Here is a 23,280-nt window from a genome sequence, read left to right as displayed (position 1 = left end):
CGTTTACGGGGAGAGGTTAGGGTGAGGGGCGGGGCGTCTTCGGAGCGCTCCGTCTTCTGAAAGCCCCTCACCCGATCGCGTTCACTTCGTTCCGCTCTCGTCCTCTCCCCGCAAGCGGGGAGAGGTAATTTTTCACCGAAACACAAATACCAGCGCCAGGGTCAGCCCGATCAGCCCCAGCGAAAGATAGCGATAGTTCAGCCACGGCTTCACGCTCTTCAACCGCTCGGTCTCCGCTTGCCACAGGCCCGGCGCATACATCAGCGGCCGGATGCGCGCTTCATCCTCGGGTGGGAAAAACCGGCTGCCTACGATCGTCCCGACCAGCGCCACCCCAAACACCACCAGCGCCGCCACCTGAAAATGCAGCGGCACCACATCCAGAATCTCGATGCCGACAAAACCGCACACCCCGGCCACCGTCCCGGCGACCAGGCCGATCCGCGCCCCGCCGCCATTGGCCTGGCGCAGGAACAACCCGGCCAGGAACACAGCCGCGACCGGCGGCACGAAATAGCACATCACCGCCTGGAGATATTGCCACAGCGTATCCTTGAACAGCCCGATCTGCGGCGCCCAGGCGACCGTGACGGCCATGACCACCACGATCATCACCCGGCCGATCCGGATCAGGCTGCGGTCATCCAGCCCCGGTCGAAGCCGGCGGATAAAGTCCATGGTCAAAAGCGTCGAGGTCGCATTGTAGACCGAGGCCAGGCTGGACAGGATGGAGATCAGGCACGCCGCCAGGACGATCCCGACCAACCCCTGAGGCAGCAATCCAAACACCATCTTCGGAAAGACCTGATCCGGATTGTCGAGATCGGGGAACAGCAAAACCGCCGCCGCGCCCGGCAGGATGACCAGGAACAGGGTGGTCAGCTTCATCGCCCCGCCCATCAGGCTGCCCCAGCGGCCGTGGTCCAGCGACTTGGCGGCCAGCATGCGTTGGACCATGCTCTGGTTGGCGCACCAGTAATAGAAGCCGATCAGCGGAATGCCGGTCACCAGGCCAATCCACGGCATGGTCGCATCGTCCGGTCCCATGATCAGTTTCAGTCGTTCGGGCTCCAGCCGCGCCAACGCCTCTCCGGGCCCGCCCAGAGCCGCGAAAACGCACCAGGCCAGGGCGGCGCACATGGTCACCACAACCACACCCTGGACCGACTCGACCAGGATCACGCCGCGCAGGCCGCCAAGCAGCAGGAACAACCCCGACAATCCGGCCAGCAAACCGCATACGGCCCATAGCGGCCATCCGGGTACCAGGGACTGGAACAGAATGGCGCCGCCGAACAGCCCGCCGGCGCCTTCGAGGAACAGTTCCAGCACCACGGTCAGGCCCGACACATAGGTCCGCACGAACCGGCCGTAACGCCTTTCCAGGAACTCCGGCACGGTGAAGACGCGCGAACTGAGATAGATGGGCAGGATAAAGACGCAGAACACCGGCAGGACCAGGGCCGCCATCCATTCATAGGCGAAGACCGCGATGCCGTGGGCATAGGCTGTCCCGGTCAACCCGACCAGCGATGTGGCGCCCAGGGTCGAGGCATAGAGCGCGAACCCCATGCGCGGCCACGACGCCGATTCGCGCGCCAGGAAGTGGGCGGACGCGGTTTCGCTGCGCCGCCGGTGCCATAGCCCGACGGCGATGATGGCCGCGACATATCCGGCCAGGATGGCGATATCGATGCCGCTGAGCATATGCCTAAGCGGTTTCCCGACTTTTGCCGGTGAAACCAGGTCTCCTCCCGTGTGGCGGCCATGGTAACAGACATTTCACAGCGCCGAACCGCAAATGTGCGACAATGGCTCTTGCCAAGATATTAAATAAAGTGTCTTTATTTATTTAGCAAAAAATAAGACGGGGAGTTCATGACCAGGCAGTCCTTGACCCGGCGCGCCATTCTGGCGGCCGGCGCCGCCGCAGGTGCGGCCATGCCCGCCGGTGCGGCGACACCTGTCGACTCCGTCAGCGACATTCCGGGCGGTGTGCGGCTGAGCCGCGCCGGCCTGACCACGGATATCCTGTTTATGCCGGGGGGCGCGGTCGGCGTCGTCAAATATCCCGCCGACCCGAAGCTGGACATCCGCGGCTTCTTTCAGGGAAATGGTTTCGCCAACGATATCCGCCGCGACGGTGACCGTCTGAGCAGCGGCGACATCGAGGTCCGTATCGACCGTACCACCGGCGCCCTGGTCTTCAGCCGCGGCGGCCGGCTGATCATCGCCGACGACGCCGCTTCGACCCCGTCCTTGCAACAGTTCAGCCTGGCCAAAACGCATGACCTCTACGGCCTGGGTCAGTTCCGCGATCCGCTGACCAATTACCGCGACAAAAAGCTCTATATCGCTCACGGCAATATGGACGCCGTTAATCCGGTCCTGGTCAGCCCTGACGGCTTCGGTCTGCTGTGGGATACCGGCACGGACTCGCACTTCGAAAGCCGCGGCAAGCACCTGAACTATAGCAATCCGTCGCCGGTGACGCGCTACTACCTGTTCCTGGGCGATAACACCGACGCCGTCATCCGCCAGTACCGCCTACTGACCGGCACCGCGCCGCTGCTGCCGAAATACGCCTACGGCTTCTGGCAGTCGCAGGAGCGCTACAGGACCCAGGCCGAGCTGATCGGCATCCTCGACGGTTACCGCAGCCGCAACCTGCCGGTCGACGTCATGGTCCAGGACTGGCGCTACTGGGGCGAGGACGGCCAGTTCAGCGGCATGGTCTGGGACAAGGTCAACTTCGCCGACCCGAAAGCCATGTGCGCCGAGGTTCACGCCAAAAATGCCCACATCATCGCCTCCGTATGGCCGGCCATGGGGCCCGACAGCGCGGTCCATAAGGCACTGGCGGCGGAAAACCTGCTATTTCAGGGGGCGCACTGGAGCGGCGGCAAGGTGCTGGATATCACCGCACCGAAGGCCCGCGACATTTACTGGAAGCACATCAAATCCGGCCTGATCGATGTCGGGCTGGATGGTCTGTGGACCGACGGCACCGAGCCGGAGTTCATGTCGACCGGCAGCCGCTATGTCACCACCCGGTCCTACATCAGCAATGGCGATAGCTTTGCCGGGCCGTTGAAGGACCGCGCCCTGACCTTCAGCTATCAGCAGGCGCGTCTGCTTTACAGCGGTATGCGCGATGCCCGGCCGGACAAGCGCCCGCTGATCCTGACGCGGTCGGTCTATGCCGGCCAGCAGGCCTTCAACACCGTCACCTGGTCGGGCGACATCTTCGCCGGCTGGGAGACGCTGAACTTCCAGATCACCGCCGCCCAGCAGATCAGCCTGTCGGGCATTCCCTACTGGACCAACGATATCGGCGGCTTCCTGGTCAGCCATCGCTTTCCGGGCGGGCTCGACAATCCGGCCTATCGCGAACTTTACGTCCGCTGGTTCCAGTTCGCCGCCTTCCTGCCGGTCTTCCGCGCCCACGGCACCGAAATCCGCCGCGAACTGTGGGCCATGGGTAATGACGGCGAGCCCCATTACGAAGCGCTCAAAACCGCGCTGAACCTGCGCTACGCCCTGATGCCCTATATCTACAACCAGGCCCATCGCGTGACGCAGCAGCACGAAAGCTTCCTGCGGCCCCTGGTCATGGACTTTCCCGGCGACCCGAAGATCAAGGACTATCCGTCGCAATACATGTTCGGCCACGACATCCTGGTCTGCCCGGTGATGACGCCGCTCGACCACACTCAGGTCGACCCTTACGAATTTCTGCCCAACTACGCCGTCACCGGGCTCGACAGCCCTGCGCCGCGGATCGAATTCTTTGAAGGCGCCAATTTCGAGACCCTGGTCGATATCCGCCACAGCGACGACCTCAAGATGAGCTGGTCCGGCGACATTCCGTTCGCGCTCAAGGGCAAGCCCTACAGCGCCGTCTGGAAGGGCCGGATCATCGCCCAGGAAACCGGCCGGCACAAATTCCAGGTCATGACCCAGGGCCTGATCCGCTTCACCCTGGGTGGTCAAGTTCGCGTCGCCAGCCAGGGCACCGGCGCGGGTGCGACAGCAGGCGCCAATGGGGCAGTGTCTTTCGCTGGCCACAACGGCGACGATGTCTACCGCTTCGAGATGGAGCTGAAGGCCGGCCAGGCCTACGACTTCGAACTGACCCAGAGCCAGCCCAAGCCCGATGTGGTCAGCCTTTGGGTCGAATGGATCACGCCCTCCCACGCCAAGGACATGCAGGCCACGCCGGACAAGACCATCGCGGTCTATCTGCCGGCTGGCCACGACTGGTACCCTCTGCTGGGCGGCCCGTCGCTGAAAGGCGGCCAGGTGCTGAAGCTGCGCCCGAAATTGGACGAGATTCCGGTCTTCGTCCTCGCCGGTGCCATCATCCCCATGTCACGAGGCATCCAGTACGCCACCCAGAAACCCGACACCATCGAGCTGCATGTCTATCGCGGCGCCGATGTCGAACTGATCCTGAGCGACGATTCCGGCGAGGGCAGCGATTATCAGTACCAGCGAACCCTGCGCTGGACCATGTCGTGGGATGACGGCACGCAAACCTTCAGCATCGACGCCGACCATCGCCTCAACCTGCGCCACAGCCAGGCCTTTGAACTGGTCGTGCATGGCAAGGATGGCGGGTTTTCCAGACACGCCTTTACTCTGAACGAACGTACTTCTTTTGTTGTGGAGACGACCCATGCTGCGACGTGAATTCCTGGCCGCAGTGCCGGCCCTTGGCCTGACAGCCTTTGCCGGCCGTCCCCGCCTGAGCGCGCCCACCACCTGGGGCAATGAGGCCGCGCCGAAACTGACCGTGCTCAGCCAGACCGGCGCCAACGGCACGCAGATCTTCAGCCTGAAGACACGCAAAGCCGTGGCCCTGCCATCCATGGCCGCCTTCGGCCTGCGCTTTGCCGCCCTGCCGGGGTTTAAGCACGGCGTTGCTTTCTGGCGCTACGCCCCGTGGAAGTCGTGGACCAAGCCCATGGCCATGACCCACGCCGGCAACCTGGAAAGCGACGACGTCCAGTTCGCCTACTGGCAATATAACGACGGCGTCTATGGCGTCGCCCTGCCGCTCGGCGGTGGCGGCTTCCGCTCGACCCTGGGGGGCAAGGACGGCGCCTTCGCCACGGTCTGCCGTGCCTTGGGGCCCGCCGTCACCGACCGGATCATGCCGCAACTGGCCGTCCATTTCGGCCGGGACCTCTTCGCCACCATCTCGGCCGTGTTCGAAGACGCCATGACGGCGCTGGGCACGCCGGAAAACCTGCGCAAGCACAAGACCCTTCCGGAGTCGCTTACCTGGCTGGGCTGGAACACCTGGAACGCCTCCAACCTTGGCAAGGACCTGTCGGCCGATTGGGTCATCGCACAGGTCGATACCATCCGCGCCGCCGGGGCGCCGATCCGCACCGTGGTGCTGGACGACGGCCATTTCGAAGCCCGCGACAGCGCCCTGCAATCCCAAAGCCCGAACAAGCTCAAGTTCCCCAACGGCTTCAAGCCGGTGGTCGACAGCCTGCTCAAGGGCCACGGCCTGAAACATGTCGGCCTGTGGCATGCCTTCAACGCCTACTGGAACGGCATCGACCCCCAGTCAGAACTGGGCCAGAGCCTGAACGGCAAGCTGTTCACCTGGACGCAGAAGCCGTCGCCCATCGACACCTCGGGCAAGACCGTCACCTACAGCTTCCTCAAGCCCGAACCGGCGCTGCTGGAGGGCTATTTCGACGCCTACCACGCCGGGCTGAAGGCGGCCGGTTTCACCCTGTTGAAGGTCGACAACCAACTGGTCAGCGAACGCATGGCCTCCGGCAACTACCCCATCTGGGACCTGTCGAAAGCCCTGCATACCGCCATCAACAAGGGCGCCGCGAAATATTTCGACAACGCCCTGATCAACTGCATGGACATGACCAACGACGCCTTCCTGAACTTCGGGACGACGGCGGTGGCGCGTTCGGTCGAAGACTATTTCCCGTACAAGCCGGCCGAAACCTATGACCTGCAGGAAGGCAATGCCGCAGCCCACTGCCTCCAGGCCATGTATAACGCCCTCTATTTCGGCGAGATGGTCTTCCCCGATTTCGACATGTTCGAATCGACCAATCCCAATGCGAAGCTGCATGCCGCCGTCCGTGCCGCCAACTGCGCCCCCATCTATGTCACCGACAAGGCCGGTCAGCACGATGTCGCCCTGCTGAACAGCCTGGTCGACCACGAAGGCCGCACCCTACGGTCCGACACGCCGCTACGCCCAGTGGCGGACTGCCTGTTCCAGATCCAGGCCCAACACCTGTTCAAGGCCTCGTCCTTGACCGGCGACGGCGCCCTGTTGCTGCTGGCCAATCTGGCCGATGCCGACACGGTGACCGGCGACTGGCGCCTCAGCGACATCACCGGGCTTAAAGATGGCGACTATGCCGTGTGGTCGCCGCGTGACAGCAAGGTGTCGCGGCCGTCGCGCCAGGCGGCCTATGCTGTCACCCTGCCGCGGTTCGGCCATGACCTGTTGGTGGTGGCGCCGGTCAGGAACGGCCGCGCCGTGCTGGGGCTGGAGAACAAGCTCAACAGCCTGGCCGCCGTCTCAGTCAACCACGGCCCCGAACTACAGGTGACGACGCGTGACACCGGCACCCTTTTGGTCTGGTGCGATCAGGCGCCAACCCGGGTCACGGTCGACGGCGCCGCCACGGCCATCGACTACGACGGCAAGCTGCTGCGCATCGCCTTGGCGGGTGCGCCGCGCGCCTGCCGGGTGACGGTGGCCTGACATGGACATGGCCGTTTCCCATCTGGCGGACGTGAAGGCCATGGCCGAGCGCTACCCGGCACCAGCCCTGGAAAAGGGCTTGGACATCCTGGAGCTGCTGGCCGAAGTCCGCGCCCCCATGACCCTGTCGCGGATGGCGCAGCATTTTGGCCGCTCCCTGACCGAGATCTATCGCATGATCCAGGTTCTGGAGCACCGCGGTTACCTGTTCGAACCCTCGCGCCGCGACGGCTATGCCCTGACCGGCAAACTGTTCTCGCTGGCGCTGAACACGCCCTTAGCCCAGGCCCTGGTGGGCACCGCCTTGCCGGCGATGGAGGCCCTGAGCCTCCGCACCGGTCACGCCTGTTACCTGGCCATCGCCTCAGGCGACCAGTCGGTGGTGGTGGCCCGCGCCGAAGCCCCGGCCTGCGGCTTCAATCTCCAGGTCGGATTTCGCGCCGACTTCACCGAAACTGCCGCCGGTCAGGTGCTGGCCGGCGCGCCGGGCCCCATCCGCCGCGACAGGGCCTGGATAAACGGCCTGACCGAACTGGCCTGCCCCGTTTACGCCGGTGCGCAGGGTGTCGTGGCCCTCAGCCTGGTCCATGCCGCCGGGGCGCAGGCCATGCCTTTGGACGACGTCCTGGCCGCTCTCCGGGTCACAGCGGCTGACCTTTCGGCCGAACTTGCAGCGGAGATGCCGACCCTTCGATCGCGCCCGTCATGAGCATTTGTAAAAATATCTTCCATGTGTAAAAGTTGAGTCAGGGCTCCATCATGCGATCGAGAGCCGGAGGAAACACCGTGTCCGGAACCAGAATTCATCGCCGCGCCATCCTGGTCGGCGGCATCGGCGGCGGTCTGGCCGCGTCCGTGGCGCAGGCCCAGGCCAAGGCTCGTCCATCGGATCTGACCCTGTGGTATGCGCAACCGGCCGGCCCGTGGGTCGAAGCCCTGCCGGTCGGCAATGGCCGCCTGGGCGCCATGGTTTTCGGACGGGTCGCCCAGGAGCGGCTGCAGCTCAACGAAGACACCCTGTGGGGCGGCTCGCCCTATGATCCCAACAATCCCGGCTGCCTGGAAAACCTGGCCAAATGCCGCGCCCTGATCGATGCGGAAAAGTTCAAGGACGCCTCCGACCTCGTCAATGCGTCGATGATGGCGCAACCGAAGACCCAGATGCCCTATGGCGCCGCCGGCGATCTTCTGCTCGATTTCCAGGGTATGGCGCAACCATCCGACTACCGTCGCAGCCTCGACCTCGATACCGCCATTGCCACCACGACGTTCAAGGTCGGCGGCACCACCTATGTCCGCGAAGTCTTTTCAAGCGCGGCCGATCAGGTTGTGGTCGTCCGCCTGACTGCCAAGGGTAAGGGCCGGCTCGATTTCGATATCGGCTACCGCCATCCGGACCAGGTCGACTACGGCGCACCGGTCTATGATGGCAAGGTCACCGAAACCCTCAGCCAGGGGGCGGCCTGGGACAAGCGCGAAGGTTTGAACCGGGAACGCCGGCCGCAAAGCCTGGCCTTCGCCGCCAGCGGCAACGAACTGCTGATCACCGGCGCCAACATCGCTTCGGCCGGAATTCCGGCCGGCCTGACCTATGCCGTGCGCGTTCACGTGTTGGGCGACGGCGACATCGCCGCGACCGCCGAAGGCCTGGCCGTGCGCAAGGCCACGACCGTTACCCTGCTGATCGCCGCGGCGACCAGCTTCGTGCGTTTCGACGATACCAGCGGTGATCCGGTCAAAGCGACTTTGGGCGTGCGCACCGCCGCCGCCAAATCCTATAACACCCTGAAGGCCGACCACGTCGCCGCCCACCGCGCCCTGTTCCGGCGGATGACGATCGACCTGGGCAACACCTCGGCTGCGCGTGCCGCCACCGATGTCCGCATCGGCAAGTCCCTGGCCAGCGACGATCCGCAGTTGGCGGCGCTGTATGTCCAGTTCGCCCGCTACCTGATGATCTGCTCGTCGCGGCCGGGCACCCAGCCCTCCAACCTGCAAGGCATCTGGAACGAAGGCGTCAATCCGCCCTGGGGCAGCAAATACACCATCAATATCAATACCGAGATGAACTACTGGCTGGTCGAACCGGCCAATATCGGCGCCTGCGTTGAGCCCCTGGTCCGGCTGGTCGAGGACCTGTCGGTGACTGGCGCCAAAACCGCCAGGGTGATGTACGGCGCCGGTGGTTGGATGGCGCACCACAATACGGATATCTGGCGCGCTTCGGGTCCGATCGACGGCTCATGGTGGGGCATGTGGCCGACCGGCGGGGCCTGGCTGTGCAAGACCCTGTGGGACCATTACGACTACAACCGCGATCCGGAGTTCCTGAAGCGCATCTATCCGCTGCTCAAGGGCGCGTCGCAGTTCTTCGCCGACACCCTGGTCGAGGATCCGAAGGGCAGGGGGCTGGTGACCTCGCCGTCGATCTCGCCGGAAAACGAGCACATGAAGGGCGTCGCCACCTGCGCCGGTCCGGCCATGGACCGTCAGATTATCCGCGACCTGTTCGCGAGCACGGTCGCCGCCCAGAAACTCTTGGCCAATCGCGACGACGCCTTCACCGCCAAATTGGCCGCTATGCAGGCCCGCCTGCCGGCCGACCGCATCGGCGCCCAGGGTCAGCTTCAGGAATGGCTGGAGGACTGGGACGCCCGCGCCCCGGACCAGCAGCACCGCCACGTCTCGCACCTCTACGGTATTTATCCGTCCGAACAGATCAATGTCCGCGACACGCCGGACCTGGTTGCCGCCGCCAAGGTGACCCTGGGCACGCGCGGCGACCTGGCCACCGGCTGGGGTACGGCCTGGCGCCTGGCCCTGTGGGCGCGGATGGGCGAGGCCGAACACGCCCACGGCATCCTGATGGGGTTGATGGGGCCGCAGCGCACCTATCCCAACCTGTTCGACGCCCACCCGCCGTTCCAGATCGACGGCAATTTCGGCGGAGCGACCGGCATTCTCGAAATGTTGCTGCAATCCTGGGGTGGCGAGATCCTGGTCCTGCCGGCCCTGCCACAGGCCTGGCCGTCGGGCCGGGTGACCGGCCTGAAGGCGCGTGGCGGCATCACAGCCAACCTGGCCTGGGAGGGCGGCCGGCTGACGAAACTGCTCCTGACCGGCCCGGCGGGCACACCCGTCAAGCTGCGCTACCAGGGCCAGCTCCATGACCTGGCGCTGGATGGTGGCGGCCAACTGAAGACGGCGCTTTAAGTGAATCGAGAACGGACATACTTCTCCTCCCTACGAAGTGGGGAGGGGGACCGCGAAGCGGTGGAGGGGTATCTTACTGTTCGTGCGGGAGAAGCTAATGCCTTGAAGAGCGTGAATTTTTGGTTCTCAGGTTCAGCGTATGATCTCGCCGCCCCATACCCCTCCACCGCTTCGCGGTCCCCCTCCCCATTTCATGGAGAGGAGGGTGCTTGCCACTCCGTTTGGAGCCTAATTTGAGACCACAGCAGTCTGGGAGAAAAACATGAACCGGCTTTGGCGCACCATCGTCCTGGGATTCTGGCTGCTGATTTCGGCGGGTGCGGCCACGGCCGGCCCGCGCCAGGTCCAACCGCTCGACGATGGCTGGCGCTTTATCCGCCAGGACGTCGCTGACGCGCAAGCCCCGGCCTTCAACGATCGCGCCTGGCAGGCCCTGACCCTGCCGCATACCTTTAATGCCGAAGGTGAGGGCGCCGATAAGGACCATTATTATCGCGGCCCGGCCTGGTACCGCAAAACCTTCACCCACACCGTCCGTACCGGCACGCGCACCTTTATCGAGTTCGACGGCGCCCACCTGGCGACCGAGCTATGGCTGAACGGTCAAAAGGTCGGCCTGCATGAAGGCGGTTATGCCCGTTTCCGCTTCGACCTGACGCCGTACCTGAAGGCCGGCTGCAATGTCCTGGCCGTGCGTATCGACAACGGCCGCCGTGACCATGTCGCCCCGCTGGCCGGCGACTTCACCCAGTTCGGCGGCATCTACCGCCCGGTCCGCCTGGTGACCACGGACGATGTCCATTTCGACATGCTCGATTTCGGCGGTCCGGGCGTCTACATCACCCCCAGCCAAGTCACCGACAGCCGCGCCGATATCGCCGTCACCGCCCGTGTCAGCAACGCTTCCGCCCGCGAGGTCTCTGCCGAAGTCATGGTCCGCCTGCTCGATGCGACCGGCAAGGAAGTCCTCAACCTGCACCAGCCCGTTACTCTGGCAGCCGCCGCCACCGTCCCCGTGACCCTCTCCGGCGCGGTCGATCACCCCCGCCTATGGCAGGGCATCAACGATCCCTACCTCTACACGGCGCGGATCGAACTGCTCAATCCGGTCGCCAATCCCGGCGTCCACGACCGTCTCGACATTGCGACAGGCCTGCGCGACATCCGTATCGATCCGGACCAGGGCCTGATCCTCAATGGCAAGCCTTACCAGGTCTACGGCCCCAATATCCACCTGACCATGCGTCCGGGCAAGACGGTGGCGGTTTCCGACGCCGATATCGATTCCGACTTTGAGCTCTGGAAGGAGATGGGCGCCACCGGCCTGCGCCTGGCCCACTATCAGCACAGCCAGCGTCCCTATGACATTGCCGACCGCGACGGCTACCTGTTGTGGACCGAGGCCCCGATCGTCTCCGAAGTCAACGGCTCTGACGCCTTTGTCGCCAATGCCTCACAGCAGCTGCGCGAGCTGATCCGCCAGAACTACAACCACCCCTCGGTCTTCATGTGGGGCCTGGGCAACGAGATCTACAAGGTCGACGGCGACAGTGCCCGCGTGCTCGATACGCTTCAGAAGCTGGCCCACGAGGAGGACCCGACCCGCCCGACCGCCTATGCCAATTGCTGCGGCGAGATCGACCACCCCCAGGCCATGCACACCGACCTGATCGCGTCCAACGTCTATTTCGGTTGGTACCGCGGTGAGTTCGACGACCTGGAGCCATGGCTGGACAAAAACCATAAGACCCGCCCCACGACACCCCAGGCGATCAGCGAATACGGCGCCGGCGCCAGCCTGATCCATCAGCAGGACCCGCCGCGCCGGCCGCAAACCACCGACCTTTGGCATCCGGAACAGTACCAGACCCTGTACCACGAAGCCGCCTGGCGCCAGATGCGCGACCGGCCGTGGCTGTGGGCGCGCTTCATCTGGGTCGGTTTCGACTTCCCGTCCAACGGCCGCCACGAAGGCGACCGCAAGGGTTTTAACGATAAGGGCCTGGTCTCGTTTGACCGCACCACCAGGAAGGACGCGTATTTCTGGTATCAGGCCAACTGGACGACCAGGCCGATGGTCCATATTACCTCGCGACGGTACAATGTCCGCACTCAAGCGACGGCCGATATCAAGATCTACACCAACCAGCCGCCGGTGACCTTGAAAATCAACGGAATCGAACAGCCCGCCCCGACGGTCATCGACCACGCCGCCACCTGGACCGTCACATTGGCGCCCGGCCGCAACCGCCTCGAAGCTAGGGCCGGCGGGGTCACGGACACGGTCGAGTGGGTCTATCAGCCACAGTAGGCGTCAAAAAGTCCGACATATGAGATTTTCAGCTTGAAAATCCCATTGATATTATAAATACTAAAGAAAATTGAAAAATTAAATCGGGAGCGCCTATGTCCAAGTTTTCGTCCACGGCCATGAACCGCCGTAAACTGCTTATGGCCGCCGGGGCGGTCGTGATGCCTGCCGTCCTGGCCGCCTGTGGTGGCGGAGGCGGGGGCGGAGGTTCCTCCGGTGGCGGCGGGGGTGGTGGCTCATCATCGACCTCGTCCTCGACATCGTCTTCCTCGTCATCGTCGTCTTCGACAACGGTCAGCGCCTTTATCGTCGTCGACCAGTTCGGTTACCTGCCCACCCGCGCCAAGATCGCCGTCGTCCGCGATCCCCAGACCGGCTTCGATTCGGCCGACAGCTTCAATCCCGGCGCCACCTACGAAGTCGTCAATGCCGCCACCAATGCCGTGGTGCTGACCGGCACCGCCGTGGCCTGGAAGTCCGGCGCCACCGACGCTTCGTCGGGCGACAAGGCGTGGCATTTCGACTTTTCCTCGGTTACCACCGTCGGCGACTACTTCATCCGCGATAACCAGCGCGGCGACCGTTCGGCACAGTTCCGCATCGCCACCGACGTCTATGCGCCGGTCCTGCGCGCCGCCGTCCGCGCCTTCTACTACCAGCGCGCCAGCACCACCAAGCTGGCCGTCCACGCCGGCGCCGGCTGGGCCGATGGCCTCAGCCACAACGGTCCGCTGCAGGACAAGAATGCCCGCCTGTTCAGCGCGCCGGGCGACGTCTCGACCGAACGCGACCTGTCGGGCGGTTGGTACGACGCCGGCGACCTGAACCGCTACACCAGCTGGAACGCCAGCTATGTCATCACCCTGCTGCACACCTATTTCGAGAACCCCGGCATCTGGAACGTCAGCTACAATATTCCCGAATCCGGCAATGGCCTTCCCGACCTCCTGAACGAGATCAAATGGGGGCTCGACTGGATGAAGCGGATGCAGAACAGTGACGGCTCCGTGCTGTCGATCATCGGTGTCGCCCATGCTTCGCCGCCGTCGGCCGCCACCGGCCAGAGCCTCTACGGCCCTGCCAACACCTCGGCAACGCGGATATCGGCGGCCGCCTTCGCCCTGGCCGCAAAGGTGTTCAGCGGCGTATCGGGTCAGAGTGCCTACGCCACCGACCTGCTCGACCGCGCCGAAAAGGCCTGGACCTGGTGCGAAGCCAACCCCAATGTCCAGTTCCGCAACAACGACGCGGGCTATAGCTCCCAAGGTCTGGGCGCCGGCCAGCAGGAGGTCGACGACTATGGCCGCCTGGCCTACGCCCTGTCGGCCGCCGTCTATCTCTATGATGCCACCGGAAAGGCCGCCTACAACACCTGGTTCAACGCCAACTACCAGCAGGCCCACCTGTTCCTGTGGACCTATGCCTCGCCGTACGAGAACCTGGTCCAGGCATCGATGCTCTACTATGCCAATCTGGGCTCGGCGACCTCGACGACGGCCGCCAATATTCGCAGCACCTATGTCACCGCCATGAACGGTTCGGACAACTGGGGCGCGGTCACGGCGGTTACCGACCCGTACCTGGCGCACCTGGGCACCTACACCTGGGGCAGCAACAACACCAAGTCGAACCAGGGTGACATGTTTGCCGCCCTGGCCCAGTTCAGCCTCGGCACCCATACGGCGGCCGAAAACCTGAATGCCGCATCGCACTTCATCCACTACATCCACGGCGTCAATCCGCTGGGCAAGTGTTACCTGTCCAACATGGCGACCCTGGGCGCGGAAAACTCGGTCGACCAGTTTTTCCACACCTGGTTCACCGACAAGTCCGCCCTGTGGGACAGTGTGAAGGATTCGACCTACGGCCCGCCTCCGGGCTTTGTCGTCGGCGGCGCCAATCCGCAATATAACTGGCAGTCGGGCTGCCCGGGTCTGAACCCGGCCTGCGGCACGGCAGCCCCGTCGCCGCCCACCGGTCAGCCGGCCCAGAAGTCGTACAAGGATTTCAACGACACTTGGCCGCTGAATTCGTGGGAAGTGACAGAGAACTCCAACGGGTACCAGTCGGCCTATATCCGCCTGCTGGCCCGCTTTGTGAGTGTGTAGGCGTAACCCGGCCGGAAGCTCGGGTCCGGCCGGGGCTTAGCGTTTGGTACCCTCCTCACTATGTTGCCCACTGCCTGATGGCAGTGGGCTTTTTTAGAACCGGGGCTGGCCGGTAAATTTCGCGAGCACGCCGCTTGAATGCTATGGCGACCTCTGGCATAAGCCGCGCTTCGAAAGTTTCGGCCTGTACCATTTTCGTGGGCGGTCGCGGCTTTGCGAGACGGGTAGGCCGGCTTCACCGGTCGATCCGCTCCACACCTTCATTCGCATCAAGTCATTTCCATATAACTGGAAGTGATGTCACCTTAGCCCGCGTGGGCAAATTGGAGCCTGGACTATGGCCAAGGAAAAATTCAACCGTAATAAGCCGCACTGCAACATCGGCACCATTGGTCACGTCGACCACGGCAAGACGACGCTGACTGCCGCGATCACGATGATCCTGGCAAAGTCGGGCGGCGCGGTCGCCAAGAACTATGCCGACATCGACGCCGCGCCTGAAGAAAAGGCCCGCGGCATCACGATCAACACGGCGCACGTGGAATATGAGACGGCCAACCGTCACTATGCCCACGTCGACTGCCCGGGCCACGCCGACTATGTGAAGAACATGATCACCGGCGCCGCTCAGATGGACGGCGCGATCCTGGTCGTTTCGGCTGCCGACGGCCCGATGCCGCAAACCCGCGAACACATCCTGCTGGCCCGCCAGGTCGGCGTTCCGGCCCTGGTCGTGTTCATGAACAAGGTCGACCTGGTCGACGACGCCGAACTGCTGGAACTGGTCGAAATGGAAGTGCGCGAGCTTCTGTCGTCCTACCAGTTCCCGGGTGACGATATCCCCATCACCATGGGTTCGGCCAAGGCCGCGACCGATGGCGTCAACCCGGACATCGGTGAAAAGCAAATCCTGGCGCTGATGGAAACCGTCGACGCCTACATCCCGCAGCCGGAGCGTCCGATCGACCTGCCGTTCCTGATGCCGGTTGAAGACGTGTTCTCGATCTCGGGCCGCGGCACCGTCGTGACCGGCCGTGTCGAACGCGGCATCGTCAAGGTTGGCGAAGAAGTCGAAATCGTCGGCATCCGTCCGGTTCAAAAGACGATCTGCACCGGCGTCGAAATGTTCCGCAAGCTGCTGGACCAGGGCCAAGCCGGCGACAACGTCGGTCTGCTGCTGCGCGGCACCAAGCGTGAAGACGTTGAACGTGGCCAAGTCCTGTGCAAGCCGGGCTCGATCAAGCCGCACAGCAAGTTTGTGGCTGAAGCCTACATCCTGACCAAGGAAGAAGGCGGCCGTCACACCCCGTTCTTCACCAACTACCGTCCGCAATTCTACTTCCGCACCACGGACGTGACCGGTATCGTCCGTCTGAAGGAAGGCGTGGAAATGATCATGCCGGGCGACAACGCCGAGCTGGACGTCGAACTGATCACCCCGATCGCCATGGAAGAGAAGCTGCGCTTCGCTATCCGTGAAGGCGGCCGCACCGTCGGCGCCGGCGTCGTGTCGAAGATCGTTGAGTAAGGTTTAAGGCGAGGGGGCCTCGGGCCCCCTCGACCCCCGTTACTCGATGGTGCCGGTCAGAGATTGAACGGCAAACAGAGATACAAACTGAAAACCCCTTGGGCTAAAGAAGCCCGAGGGGTTTTCAGTTTGTATTTCTGCTTCTCGTTGAACCCCGATCAACGCTATCGAGTTTCGGGGTCCAGGGGCCTGCGGCCCCTGGCCTTACCCTACTTAACGACCTTTTTTACCGGCCTTTAATTTGCCACGGTTTTGACATGTGCTATGCTGCAGTATGGGCCGTTCACATCACCTGATTTCGAAGCGCATTTTGCTGGTTCTGGCCCTGGGCGGCCTGAGCCTGTCGGGCTGTGAGCATATGTACGGCGGGGTTGACGCCAGCGTCGCCAATGTCGGCGCCGTCAAGCGCGCCGATAACCTGTACGACGTCGTCTACCTCGGTAATGACAAGACCACGCCCGAATATCGCCGCGCCATGGCCATGAAACAGTCGGCCGAACTGTGCAAAGCTCAGGGCTTCCAGTACGTCAAGGCCAGCGACACCCAGGTCTTTTCGACCTTCGAAACCCCGGAAAAGGTCCCCTCGAACGAAGCGCCGCAGGTGACGCTTCAGGTCTCCTGCCACTCGGTCGAGGATGCCGGCACCGCTGTGGCCGTTGATTCGGTGATCGCCGAGATCACCTCGCAATACACGACCAACTAAGACTCATTCGCAACTTTGCACGTGCAGCCGCCAGCGATTACCGCTATGGTCGCCCTATGCGGTTGATCTATCTGGTGGCTGGGCTGTTGTTTGTCGCGCTGGGCATAGCCGGCGTGATTCTGCCCGTCATGCCGGGCGTGGTCTTTTTCATCCTGGCGGCCGTCTGCTTCGCCCGTTCCAATCCGGTCTGGGAAGCCCGCATCATGAATCATCCCAAAATCGGTCCGCCGGTGCGGGCGTTTCGCGAACGCGGCGTCATCGCCCCGGCCGGCAAGATCGCCGCCGTCACCGGCATGGCCATCGGTTCGATCGCCGGCTGGTTCCTGATTCACCACAACATCTGGCGTTATGCCCCTGCGGCGGTCTGCGTCGTCTGCGCCGCCTATGTCCTGACCCGGCCATCGCGGTAAGTTTCGCCTGCAACCGCTTGACGTGGGTGGCAGGCAAGGGATAGCGTCCGCGCAAAGTTTATTTTGGGAGTGCGCCTGTGAAAGCTCATGTGTCCTTGGTCCTGTTAGGGTCGTTTTTGATGTCCACCACCATGATGACCCCGGCGGCCCAGGCGCAGACAGCGCCTGCGGCTCCCGCCCACGCCCAGCCAACGACCCAGGTCCTGACGCCCGAACGCGTTTTCGCCGATCCCGATATCAATGGTGCCCGTGCGGTTGGCGCCAAGCTTTCGCCCGACGGCACGCTTTTGACCTTCCTGAAGCCCAAGGCCAAGGACGCCCGCATCCAGGACCTTTGGGCGGTCGACACCAAGGGGGGTGAGCCTTATCTGCTGATAGACGCCGACAGCCTCTCCTCGGCCGACAAGGAACTGTCCGAAGCCGAAAAGGCCCGCCGCGAACGCATGCGCGTCTCGGCCCGCGGCGTCGTCGACTACAACTGGTCGGGTGACAGCAAGTCGATCCTGGTCCCGCTGGACGGCGACATCTATATGGTTGACCGCGCCACCAAGGCCGTCAAACGCATCACCGAGACCGAAGGCGACGAGGTCGACGCCAAGCTGTCGCCCGCCGGTGACGCCGTCGCCTATGTCCGCGACCAGACCCTGTACCTGCGCGACTTCAAGACCGGCCAGGAAACCGCCGTCTCGCCCCAGGGCGCCGACCTGATCGCCTACGGCACCGCCGAATTCATCGCCCAGGAAGAGCTGGATCGCCATTCCGGCTTCTGGTGGAACCCCAAGGGCGGCCAGATCGCCTATCAGAAGACCGACGAAGCCGGCGTCAAGATCGCCGAGCGTATCGAAATCGGTGGCGAAGAGGTCAAGGTCATCCACCAGCGCTATCCGTTCGCCGGGACGCCAAATGCCGTGGTCGAGCTTTATGTCAAGGCTCTGGCCGCCAAAGAAACTTTAAATGCCGAGCCTGTGAAGCTGGACCTCGGCGGCGGCGACTTCTATGTCGCGCGCGTCAACTGGGCCAGCGACGGCAAGTCGCTCTATGTCCAGAAGCTGAGCCGTGACCAGAAGCGCCTCGACCTTCTGAAGTTCGATCCCGCCACTGGCGCCGCCACGACCGTCCTGACCGATACTTCGGATACCTGGGTCGAACTGCACAACGATTTCAAGCTGCTGTCCGATGGTAGCTTCATCTGGTCGTCTGAACGCGATGGCAATAAACATTTCTATTATTATGGAAGTGACGGCAAGCTGATCCGCCAGGTAACCCACGGCGACTGGGCGGCCGACAAGCTGTCCGACCTGAACGAAAAGACCGGCGAGCTGTTCTTCGAAGCCTCGATCGCCACGCCGATCGAGCACGGCCTGTACAAGGTCAGCTACAAGACGCCGGGCGAACCGGTGGCCTTGACCCCGGCTGGCGGCTGGTGGGCGACCACGGTGTCCGGCGGCGGCAAGGCCTTTATCGGCAACTATTCCGATCCGGCGACCCCGCCCCAGACCGCGCTCTACGACGGGACGGGCAAGCGCCTGCGCTGGATCGAGGAGAACGCCCTCGACGCCAAACACCCGTATTTTGCCTTCAAGGACAGCTATACGGCGCCGGAATTCGGCACGATACCGTCCGTTGACGGCCAGACCCTGCATTGGTCGATGTTGAAGCCGGTCGGTTTCGATCCGGCGAAAAAATACCCCGTTATCGTTTCCATCTATGGTGGCCCGGCCGGTGCCACCGTCAAAAAGACCTGGGTGGCACCGTCGACCCGATTGTTCCAGGAAGCTGGATATATCGTCTTCTCGTTGGACAACCGCGGCACGCCCGGCCGCTCGGTCAAGTTCGGCCGCGCCATCTACAAGCAGTTCGGCGGACCGGACATCGATGACCAGGTCGCCGGCGCCAACTGGCTGAAGACCCTGCCTTACGTCGATGGCGACAAGATCGGCATCATGGGCTGGTCCCAGGGCGGTTTCGTCACCCTGATGGCGCTGACGGTCAAGGACACGCCGTTCGCCGCCGGCGCCGCCGGTGCGCCGCCGACCCAGTGGGCGCTGTACGACACCGCCTATACCGAACGCTACATGTCGACGCCGCAGGACAACAAGGAAGGCTATGCCGCCTCGGATGCGCTGAACCGGCTGGACAATCTCCAGCCCGGCGCGCTGCTGCTGATGCACGGCATGGCCGACGACAATGTCCAGCTGTCGAACACCACCCGCGTCATGCTGGAACTGCAGAAGCGCGGCGTGCCGTTCGAACTGATGCTGTATCCGGGCGAACGCCATGGCGTGCGCGGCAACGAAAAGAACCTTCAGCGCTACCGCCTGTACCTCGATTTCTTCGGCCGCAAACTGAAAGGTGAGGGGTAGGGTTCGGCCTTTGGTCGTTACAAATGAGTCATGACACGGTTTTAAGTTGCCGCAATTCTGCCTTGAAGCGAATATGGCCTCACAAACCAACCGCGATCCCGCCGGGGAGTACCAAGGGAGCGCTAAAAAGGATGATGATCATGAAGACCTTCGCCGTACTTTCCACCGTATCCCTGCTGGCTCTGGCCGGCACCACCCAGGCCGCCACCCAGGTCGAGCTGAAGAACATGGCCGCCAAGGTGGTGGTCCAGCCCGAAAACCGCAGCGACGTCCAGCTCAAGGTCGTCTACGGCAAGGCCAAGGTTCCGACCATCATGGTCCACACCAAGGGCGACACCTTTATCGCCGACGGCAAGCTGAAGCAGCGCGGCGTTGACTGCCGCGACGGCCAGTCCGTCCAGGCCGACGGCATGCAGATCGCCAATGCCGACCTGCCGACCGTCTATATCAAGGTTCCGATGGATGCCAAGGTCTCGGCCGGCGGCGCCACCTACGGCACGATCGGATCGTCGAGCAGCCTGGAATTCAATCACGGCGGCTGTGGCACCTGGACGGTGGGCAATACGGGCCGCGCCGAGGTCAATATCGGCGGCTCGGGTGATGTCACCCTGGGCAGCGCAGGCGATGCCCAGGTCAATATCGGTGGTTCGGGTAATTTCAAGGCGACGACGATCAAGGCGCTGGAGGCCAATATCGGTGGTAACGGCGACATCGTCATCGGCCGGGTCGAGGGCGATACCGATGTCAATATCGGCGGTTCGGGCAATGTCGCGATTGCGGACGGATCGTCGTCGCGGCTCGAGGTCAATATTGCCGGCTCCGGTGATGTCCGCTTTGGCGGCACGGCGGGCGATGTCGACATCAGCATTGTCGGTTCGGGCGATGTCCGCATCAAGAAGGTAACCGGCAAGGTCAGCCGCTCGGTCATGGGCTCGGGCAATATCGAAATCGGCCAATAGCCGGCCAATAACAGGCCATTTCGCTACGAAGCATACGAGGCGCGCCGGTGACTGCCGGCGCGCCTTTTCGTCTTCGCGAGTGGTAAACCTTTAGTGGTGCCACGAAACCCCAATAAACAATCGATTGCAACGTTCACGCCGCATTAACCACCCGCCATCACAGTGTTCTCTCAAATCGCGTATGTGAGAGGCGTAGAGATGTACAGGTGGCGTAGCGTTGGAGGGGCATGTGTCGCGGCGGCGGCCATGCTCGCGGGTTTCAGTCCGGTCCAGGCGGGCGACGGAGCGCGGGAGATCCAGGTGGCGACGCGCACCCTGTCCTTCCTGGACGGTGGCCCGACCGGCAAGGTCGTGTTCGCCATTGTGTTCGATCCGTCAAAACCCGCTTCGGTCGCTGAAAAGGACCAGGTGATGGCGGCCCTGGGTTCCGGCATGGCGGCCAGCGGCGTGACCGTAGTCGGCAAGCCGGTGGACATCTCCGCGCTGAGCAGCGCGGGTGACGCCGGGGCTCTGTACCTGACGCGGGGCGTCAACTACGCCGCGGCCGGTGCCTACGCCAAATCCAAGAAGATGCTGAGCATCAGCTCCGACATGGCCTGCGTCCAGTCGGGCGCCTGCGTCATGTCGGTTGCGGCGACGCCCAAGGTCGAAATCGTCGTCAATTCGGCCACGGCCGCCGCCATCGGCGCCCGGTTCAAGGCCGCCTTCAAGATGATGATCCGCGAAATCTGAGATCCAGGGAAATACGCTCATGAAAGCTCCGAAACTCACCGCGGCGGCCGGCCTGACCCTGCTCGCCACTCTGATCGCGCCCTCCGTGCGTGCGCAATCGATCGACTATGGCTCGCTGGAACAGTTGTTCGGCGAACCGGTCACCACCTCGGCGACGGGATCGCCGCAACGTTCCACCGAGGTGCCGGTCGACATGACCATCATCTCGGCGGAGGAGATCAAGCGCTCGGGCGCGACCGACATTCCGACCATCCTGTCGCGCGTCGCCGGCGTCGACATCCTGCCATTCTCGGCCGGGGCCTCGGAATTGAGCGTCCGCGGCTATAACCAGGCGCGGTCGCCGCGCATGCTGGTGTTGATCAACGGCCGCCAGGTCTATCTCGACCACTTCGGCTATACCGACTGGTACACCCTGCCGGTGGCCCTGGGCGAAATCCGCCAGATCGAACTGGTGCGCGGCCCCAACAGCGCCCTGTTCGGGTTCAACGCCGTATCGGGGGTGATCAACATCATCACCTACAACCCGAAATACGACGACGTCGACAGCGCTTCGGTGGCGACGGGCTCGCTCAACTACGGCTCGGCCACCATCATCAGCACCGCACGTCTGGGCGCCTTGAGTGCCCGCATATCGCTGGCCTCCGAGCAGCAGGACGAGTGGCAGAACACCAACAGCGCCATCACGGCGGCGCAACTGCGCGATCCGCGGTCGGTACGCGCCGGCATCGACGCGGCGATGGACCTGGGCGAACACAGCAACCTGCGGGTAGAGGCGTCCTACACCAACTCGTCCCTCACCGAGATGCTGTCGGGCTATTCCTATGTCGCCAGCCGTGTGAAGAGCAAGTCGGTCAAGGCGACGCTGAATTCGGATACGCGCTTCGGCAATATCCAGGCCCAGGGCTATATCAACAAGCTCGATTCCTCGGCCCTGCCGCTGCACTACTACAACACCATCACGGTCGGCAGCCTCCAGGACCTGTTCAAGGTCGGCGCCGGCCATACCATCCGGCTGGCGCTGGAATACCGCGCCAACAAGGTCAACACGACCTCCACCATGGGCGGCCAGATCAGCTATATGGTCTATGCGCCTTCGGCCATGTGGACCTGGCAGGCGGCGGACAAGCTCAGCCTGACGGCGGCGGTGCGCTACGACAGCCTGCGCCTGCACCGCAGCGGCAGCTTCCCGGCCGGCGTGCCCAATGCCGACAACGCCTTGTGGGACCGCACCATCCAGGAGGCCAGCTACAATTTCGGCGCGGTGTATGCGGCGACCGACAAGGACACGCTGCGGCTGACGGCGGCGCGGGGTCTTCAGGCGCCGACCCTGGTCGAACTGGGCTCGCGTCAGGTCCTGCCGACGACGCCGGCGCCGACAGGCCTGGCCAATCTCGGCAATCCGAACCTCCGGCCGGCCATCGTCACCAATTACGAGGCGACCTACGACCGTGCCTTGCCGCAATGGCGCGCCCGGGCTTCGCTCAAGCTGTTCATGCAGCAGACCGACGACGTCAAGAGCGGCACGTCGCGCAAACAGATCGATATCCCGGCGACGGCCACGACCTGGGGCGTGTTTTCCTACGTCAATATCGGCGAGTCCGAGATGAAGGGCGCCGAGATCGCGGCGCAAGGTAAGTTCGGCGAGGGCTTCCGCTGGAGCGCCGACACCACCTATGTCGAGATCGAGGACAAGCCGCTGGCGGGTTATAACCCGGTCGTTCGCCTGGTGGCCTATGGCATGACGGCGCCGAAATGGCGCAGCAACCTGTCGCTAGGCTGGAGCAACGGCACCTGGTCGGCGGATGGCTATGTGCACGCTGTCAGCCGCTTCAACTCCTATATTTCGACGGGCCTGGAGCCGGTGCCGGGCTATGCCAGCCTGGGCGGCCGGCTGGCCTGGAAGGGCGAGAGCGGGCTGGAAGTGTCGCTGAACGGCCAGAACCTGCTGGAAGAGCGTCAGATGCAGGCCAAGGCGGCCAGCGGACTGATGGTCCAGCGGCGGGTGATCCTTCAGATTGGCAAGGCCTGGTAGATTGTTTTCTCAGGTTGATTTCGGGGCGCGTCGGTGAAAGCCGGCGCGCCTTTTGCGTTTGGAAAGTAAGGAAGGTTCACCACGGACCACGCGGAAACGCCGCCTTTGGCGGTGGACGCGGAAAGACACTGAAATCGGCGCCGATCCGCGCGAAGCGCCTTAAA

14 protein-coding genes are annotated in these 23,280 nt (G+C 63.5%); 13 read left to right on the top strand and 1 reads right to left on the bottom strand.

The window, feature by feature from the left end; all coding sequences use genetic code 11:
* Window positions 1-132 precede the first annotated feature (132 nt).
* Window positions 133-1,707 (bottom strand): sodium:solute symporter family transporter, encoded by a 1,575-nt coding sequence (locus ABAC460_RS37575; protein WP_023453874.1) that lies wholly within the window; start codon window positions 1,705-1,707, stop codon window positions 133-135.
* Window positions 1,708-1,878: 171 nt separating this feature from the next.
* Here ABAC460_RS37575 and ABAC460_RS37570 point away from each other — a divergent pair, with 171 nt between their 5' ends.
* From ABAC460_RS37570 to ABAC460_RS37515, 13 genes are all read left to right on the top strand, one after another.
* Entirely contained in the window at window positions 1,879-4,692 is a 2,814-nt protein-coding gene (locus ABAC460_RS37570) for a TIM-barrel domain-containing protein (RefSeq protein WP_023453873.1), read from the top strand.
* Entirely contained in the window at window positions 4,679-6,757 is a 2,079-nt protein-coding gene (locus tag ABAC460_RS37565) for a Sip1-related alpha-galactosidase (RefSeq protein WP_023453872.1), read from the top strand. The genes ABAC460_RS37570 and ABAC460_RS37565 overlap by 14 nt, the downstream gene beginning before the upstream one ends.
* 7 nt (window positions 6,758-6,764) lie before the next feature.
* Window positions 6,765-7,466, top strand: a complete 702-nt coding sequence (locus ABAC460_RS48345) for an IclR family transcriptional regulator (protein ID WP_162150327.1) — start codon at window positions 6,765-6,767, stop codon at window positions 7,464-7,466.
* A gap of 77 nt (window positions 7,467-7,543) precedes the next feature.
* Complete coding sequence (locus ABAC460_RS37560; RefSeq protein ID WP_023453870.1) at window positions 7,544-9,970, top strand: glycoside hydrolase family 95 protein; 2,427 nt, start codon at window positions 7,544-7,546, stop codon at window positions 9,968-9,970.
* 262 nt (window positions 9,971-10,232) lie between these two features.
* Complete coding sequence (locus ABAC460_RS37555) at window positions 10,233-12,281, top strand: glycoside hydrolase family 2 protein (protein WP_023453869.1); 2,049 nt, start codon at window positions 10,233-10,235, stop codon at window positions 12,279-12,281.
* Between the two features lie 95 nt (window positions 12,282-12,376).
* Complete coding sequence (locus tag ABAC460_RS37550; protein WP_023453868.1) at window positions 12,377-14,389, top strand: glycoside hydrolase family 9 protein; 2,013 nt, start codon at window positions 12,377-12,379, stop codon at window positions 14,387-14,389.
* A 337-nt stretch (window positions 14,390-14,726) separates the two neighbouring features.
* A complete protein-coding gene (tuf, locus tag ABAC460_RS37545) occupies window positions 14,727-15,917 on the top strand; it encodes an elongation factor Tu (protein WP_023453867.1) in 1,191 nt (396 codons plus the stop codon).
* 274 nt (window positions 15,918-16,191) lie between these two features.
* Window positions 16,192-16,620, top strand: coding sequence for a hypothetical protein (locus ABAC460_RS37540; RefSeq protein ID WP_023453866.1), 429 nt, complete (start codon window positions 16,192-16,194; stop codon window positions 16,618-16,620).
* A 56-nt stretch (window positions 16,621-16,676) separates the two neighbouring features.
* Window positions 16,677-17,030 carry a YbaN family protein gene (locus tag ABAC460_RS37535; protein ID WP_023453865.1) on the top strand — a complete coding sequence of 118 codons (354 nt, stop codon included), beginning with the start codon at window positions 16,677-16,679 and terminating at the stop codon, window positions 17,028-17,030.
* Window positions 17,031-17,149: 119 nt separating this feature from the next.
* Window positions 17,150-19,393, top strand: a complete 2,244-nt coding sequence (locus tag ABAC460_RS37530; RefSeq protein WP_023453864.1) for a S9 family peptidase — start codon at window positions 17,150-17,152, stop codon at window positions 19,391-19,393.
* 140 nt (window positions 19,394-19,533) lie between these two features.
* The gene (locus tag ABAC460_RS37525; protein ID WP_031236895.1) at window positions 19,534-20,352 is read left to right on the top strand and encodes a GIN domain-containing protein; all 819 of its coding nucleotides are present in this window, start codon (window positions 19,534-19,536) and stop codon (window positions 20,350-20,352) included.
* Between the two features lie 246 nt (window positions 20,353-20,598).
* Entirely contained in the window at window positions 20,599-21,084 is a 486-nt protein-coding gene (locus tag ABAC460_RS37520; RefSeq protein WP_023453862.1) for a hypothetical protein, read from the top strand.
* Between the two features lie 19 nt (window positions 21,085-21,103).
* The gene (locus ABAC460_RS37515; protein ID WP_023453861.1) at window positions 21,104-23,116 is read left to right on the top strand and encodes a TonB-dependent receptor plug domain-containing protein; all 2,013 of its coding nucleotides are present in this window, start codon (window positions 21,104-21,106) and stop codon (window positions 23,114-23,116) included.
* The last annotated feature ends 164 nt before the right edge of the window (window positions 23,117-23,280 follow it).

Source organism: Asticcacaulis sp. AC460, from assembly GCF_000495795.1.
Taxonomy (GTDB): Bacteria; Pseudomonadota; Alphaproteobacteria; order Caulobacterales; family Caulobacteraceae; genus Asticcacaulis.
This window is presented reverse-complemented; position numbering and strand designations above follow the sequence as displayed.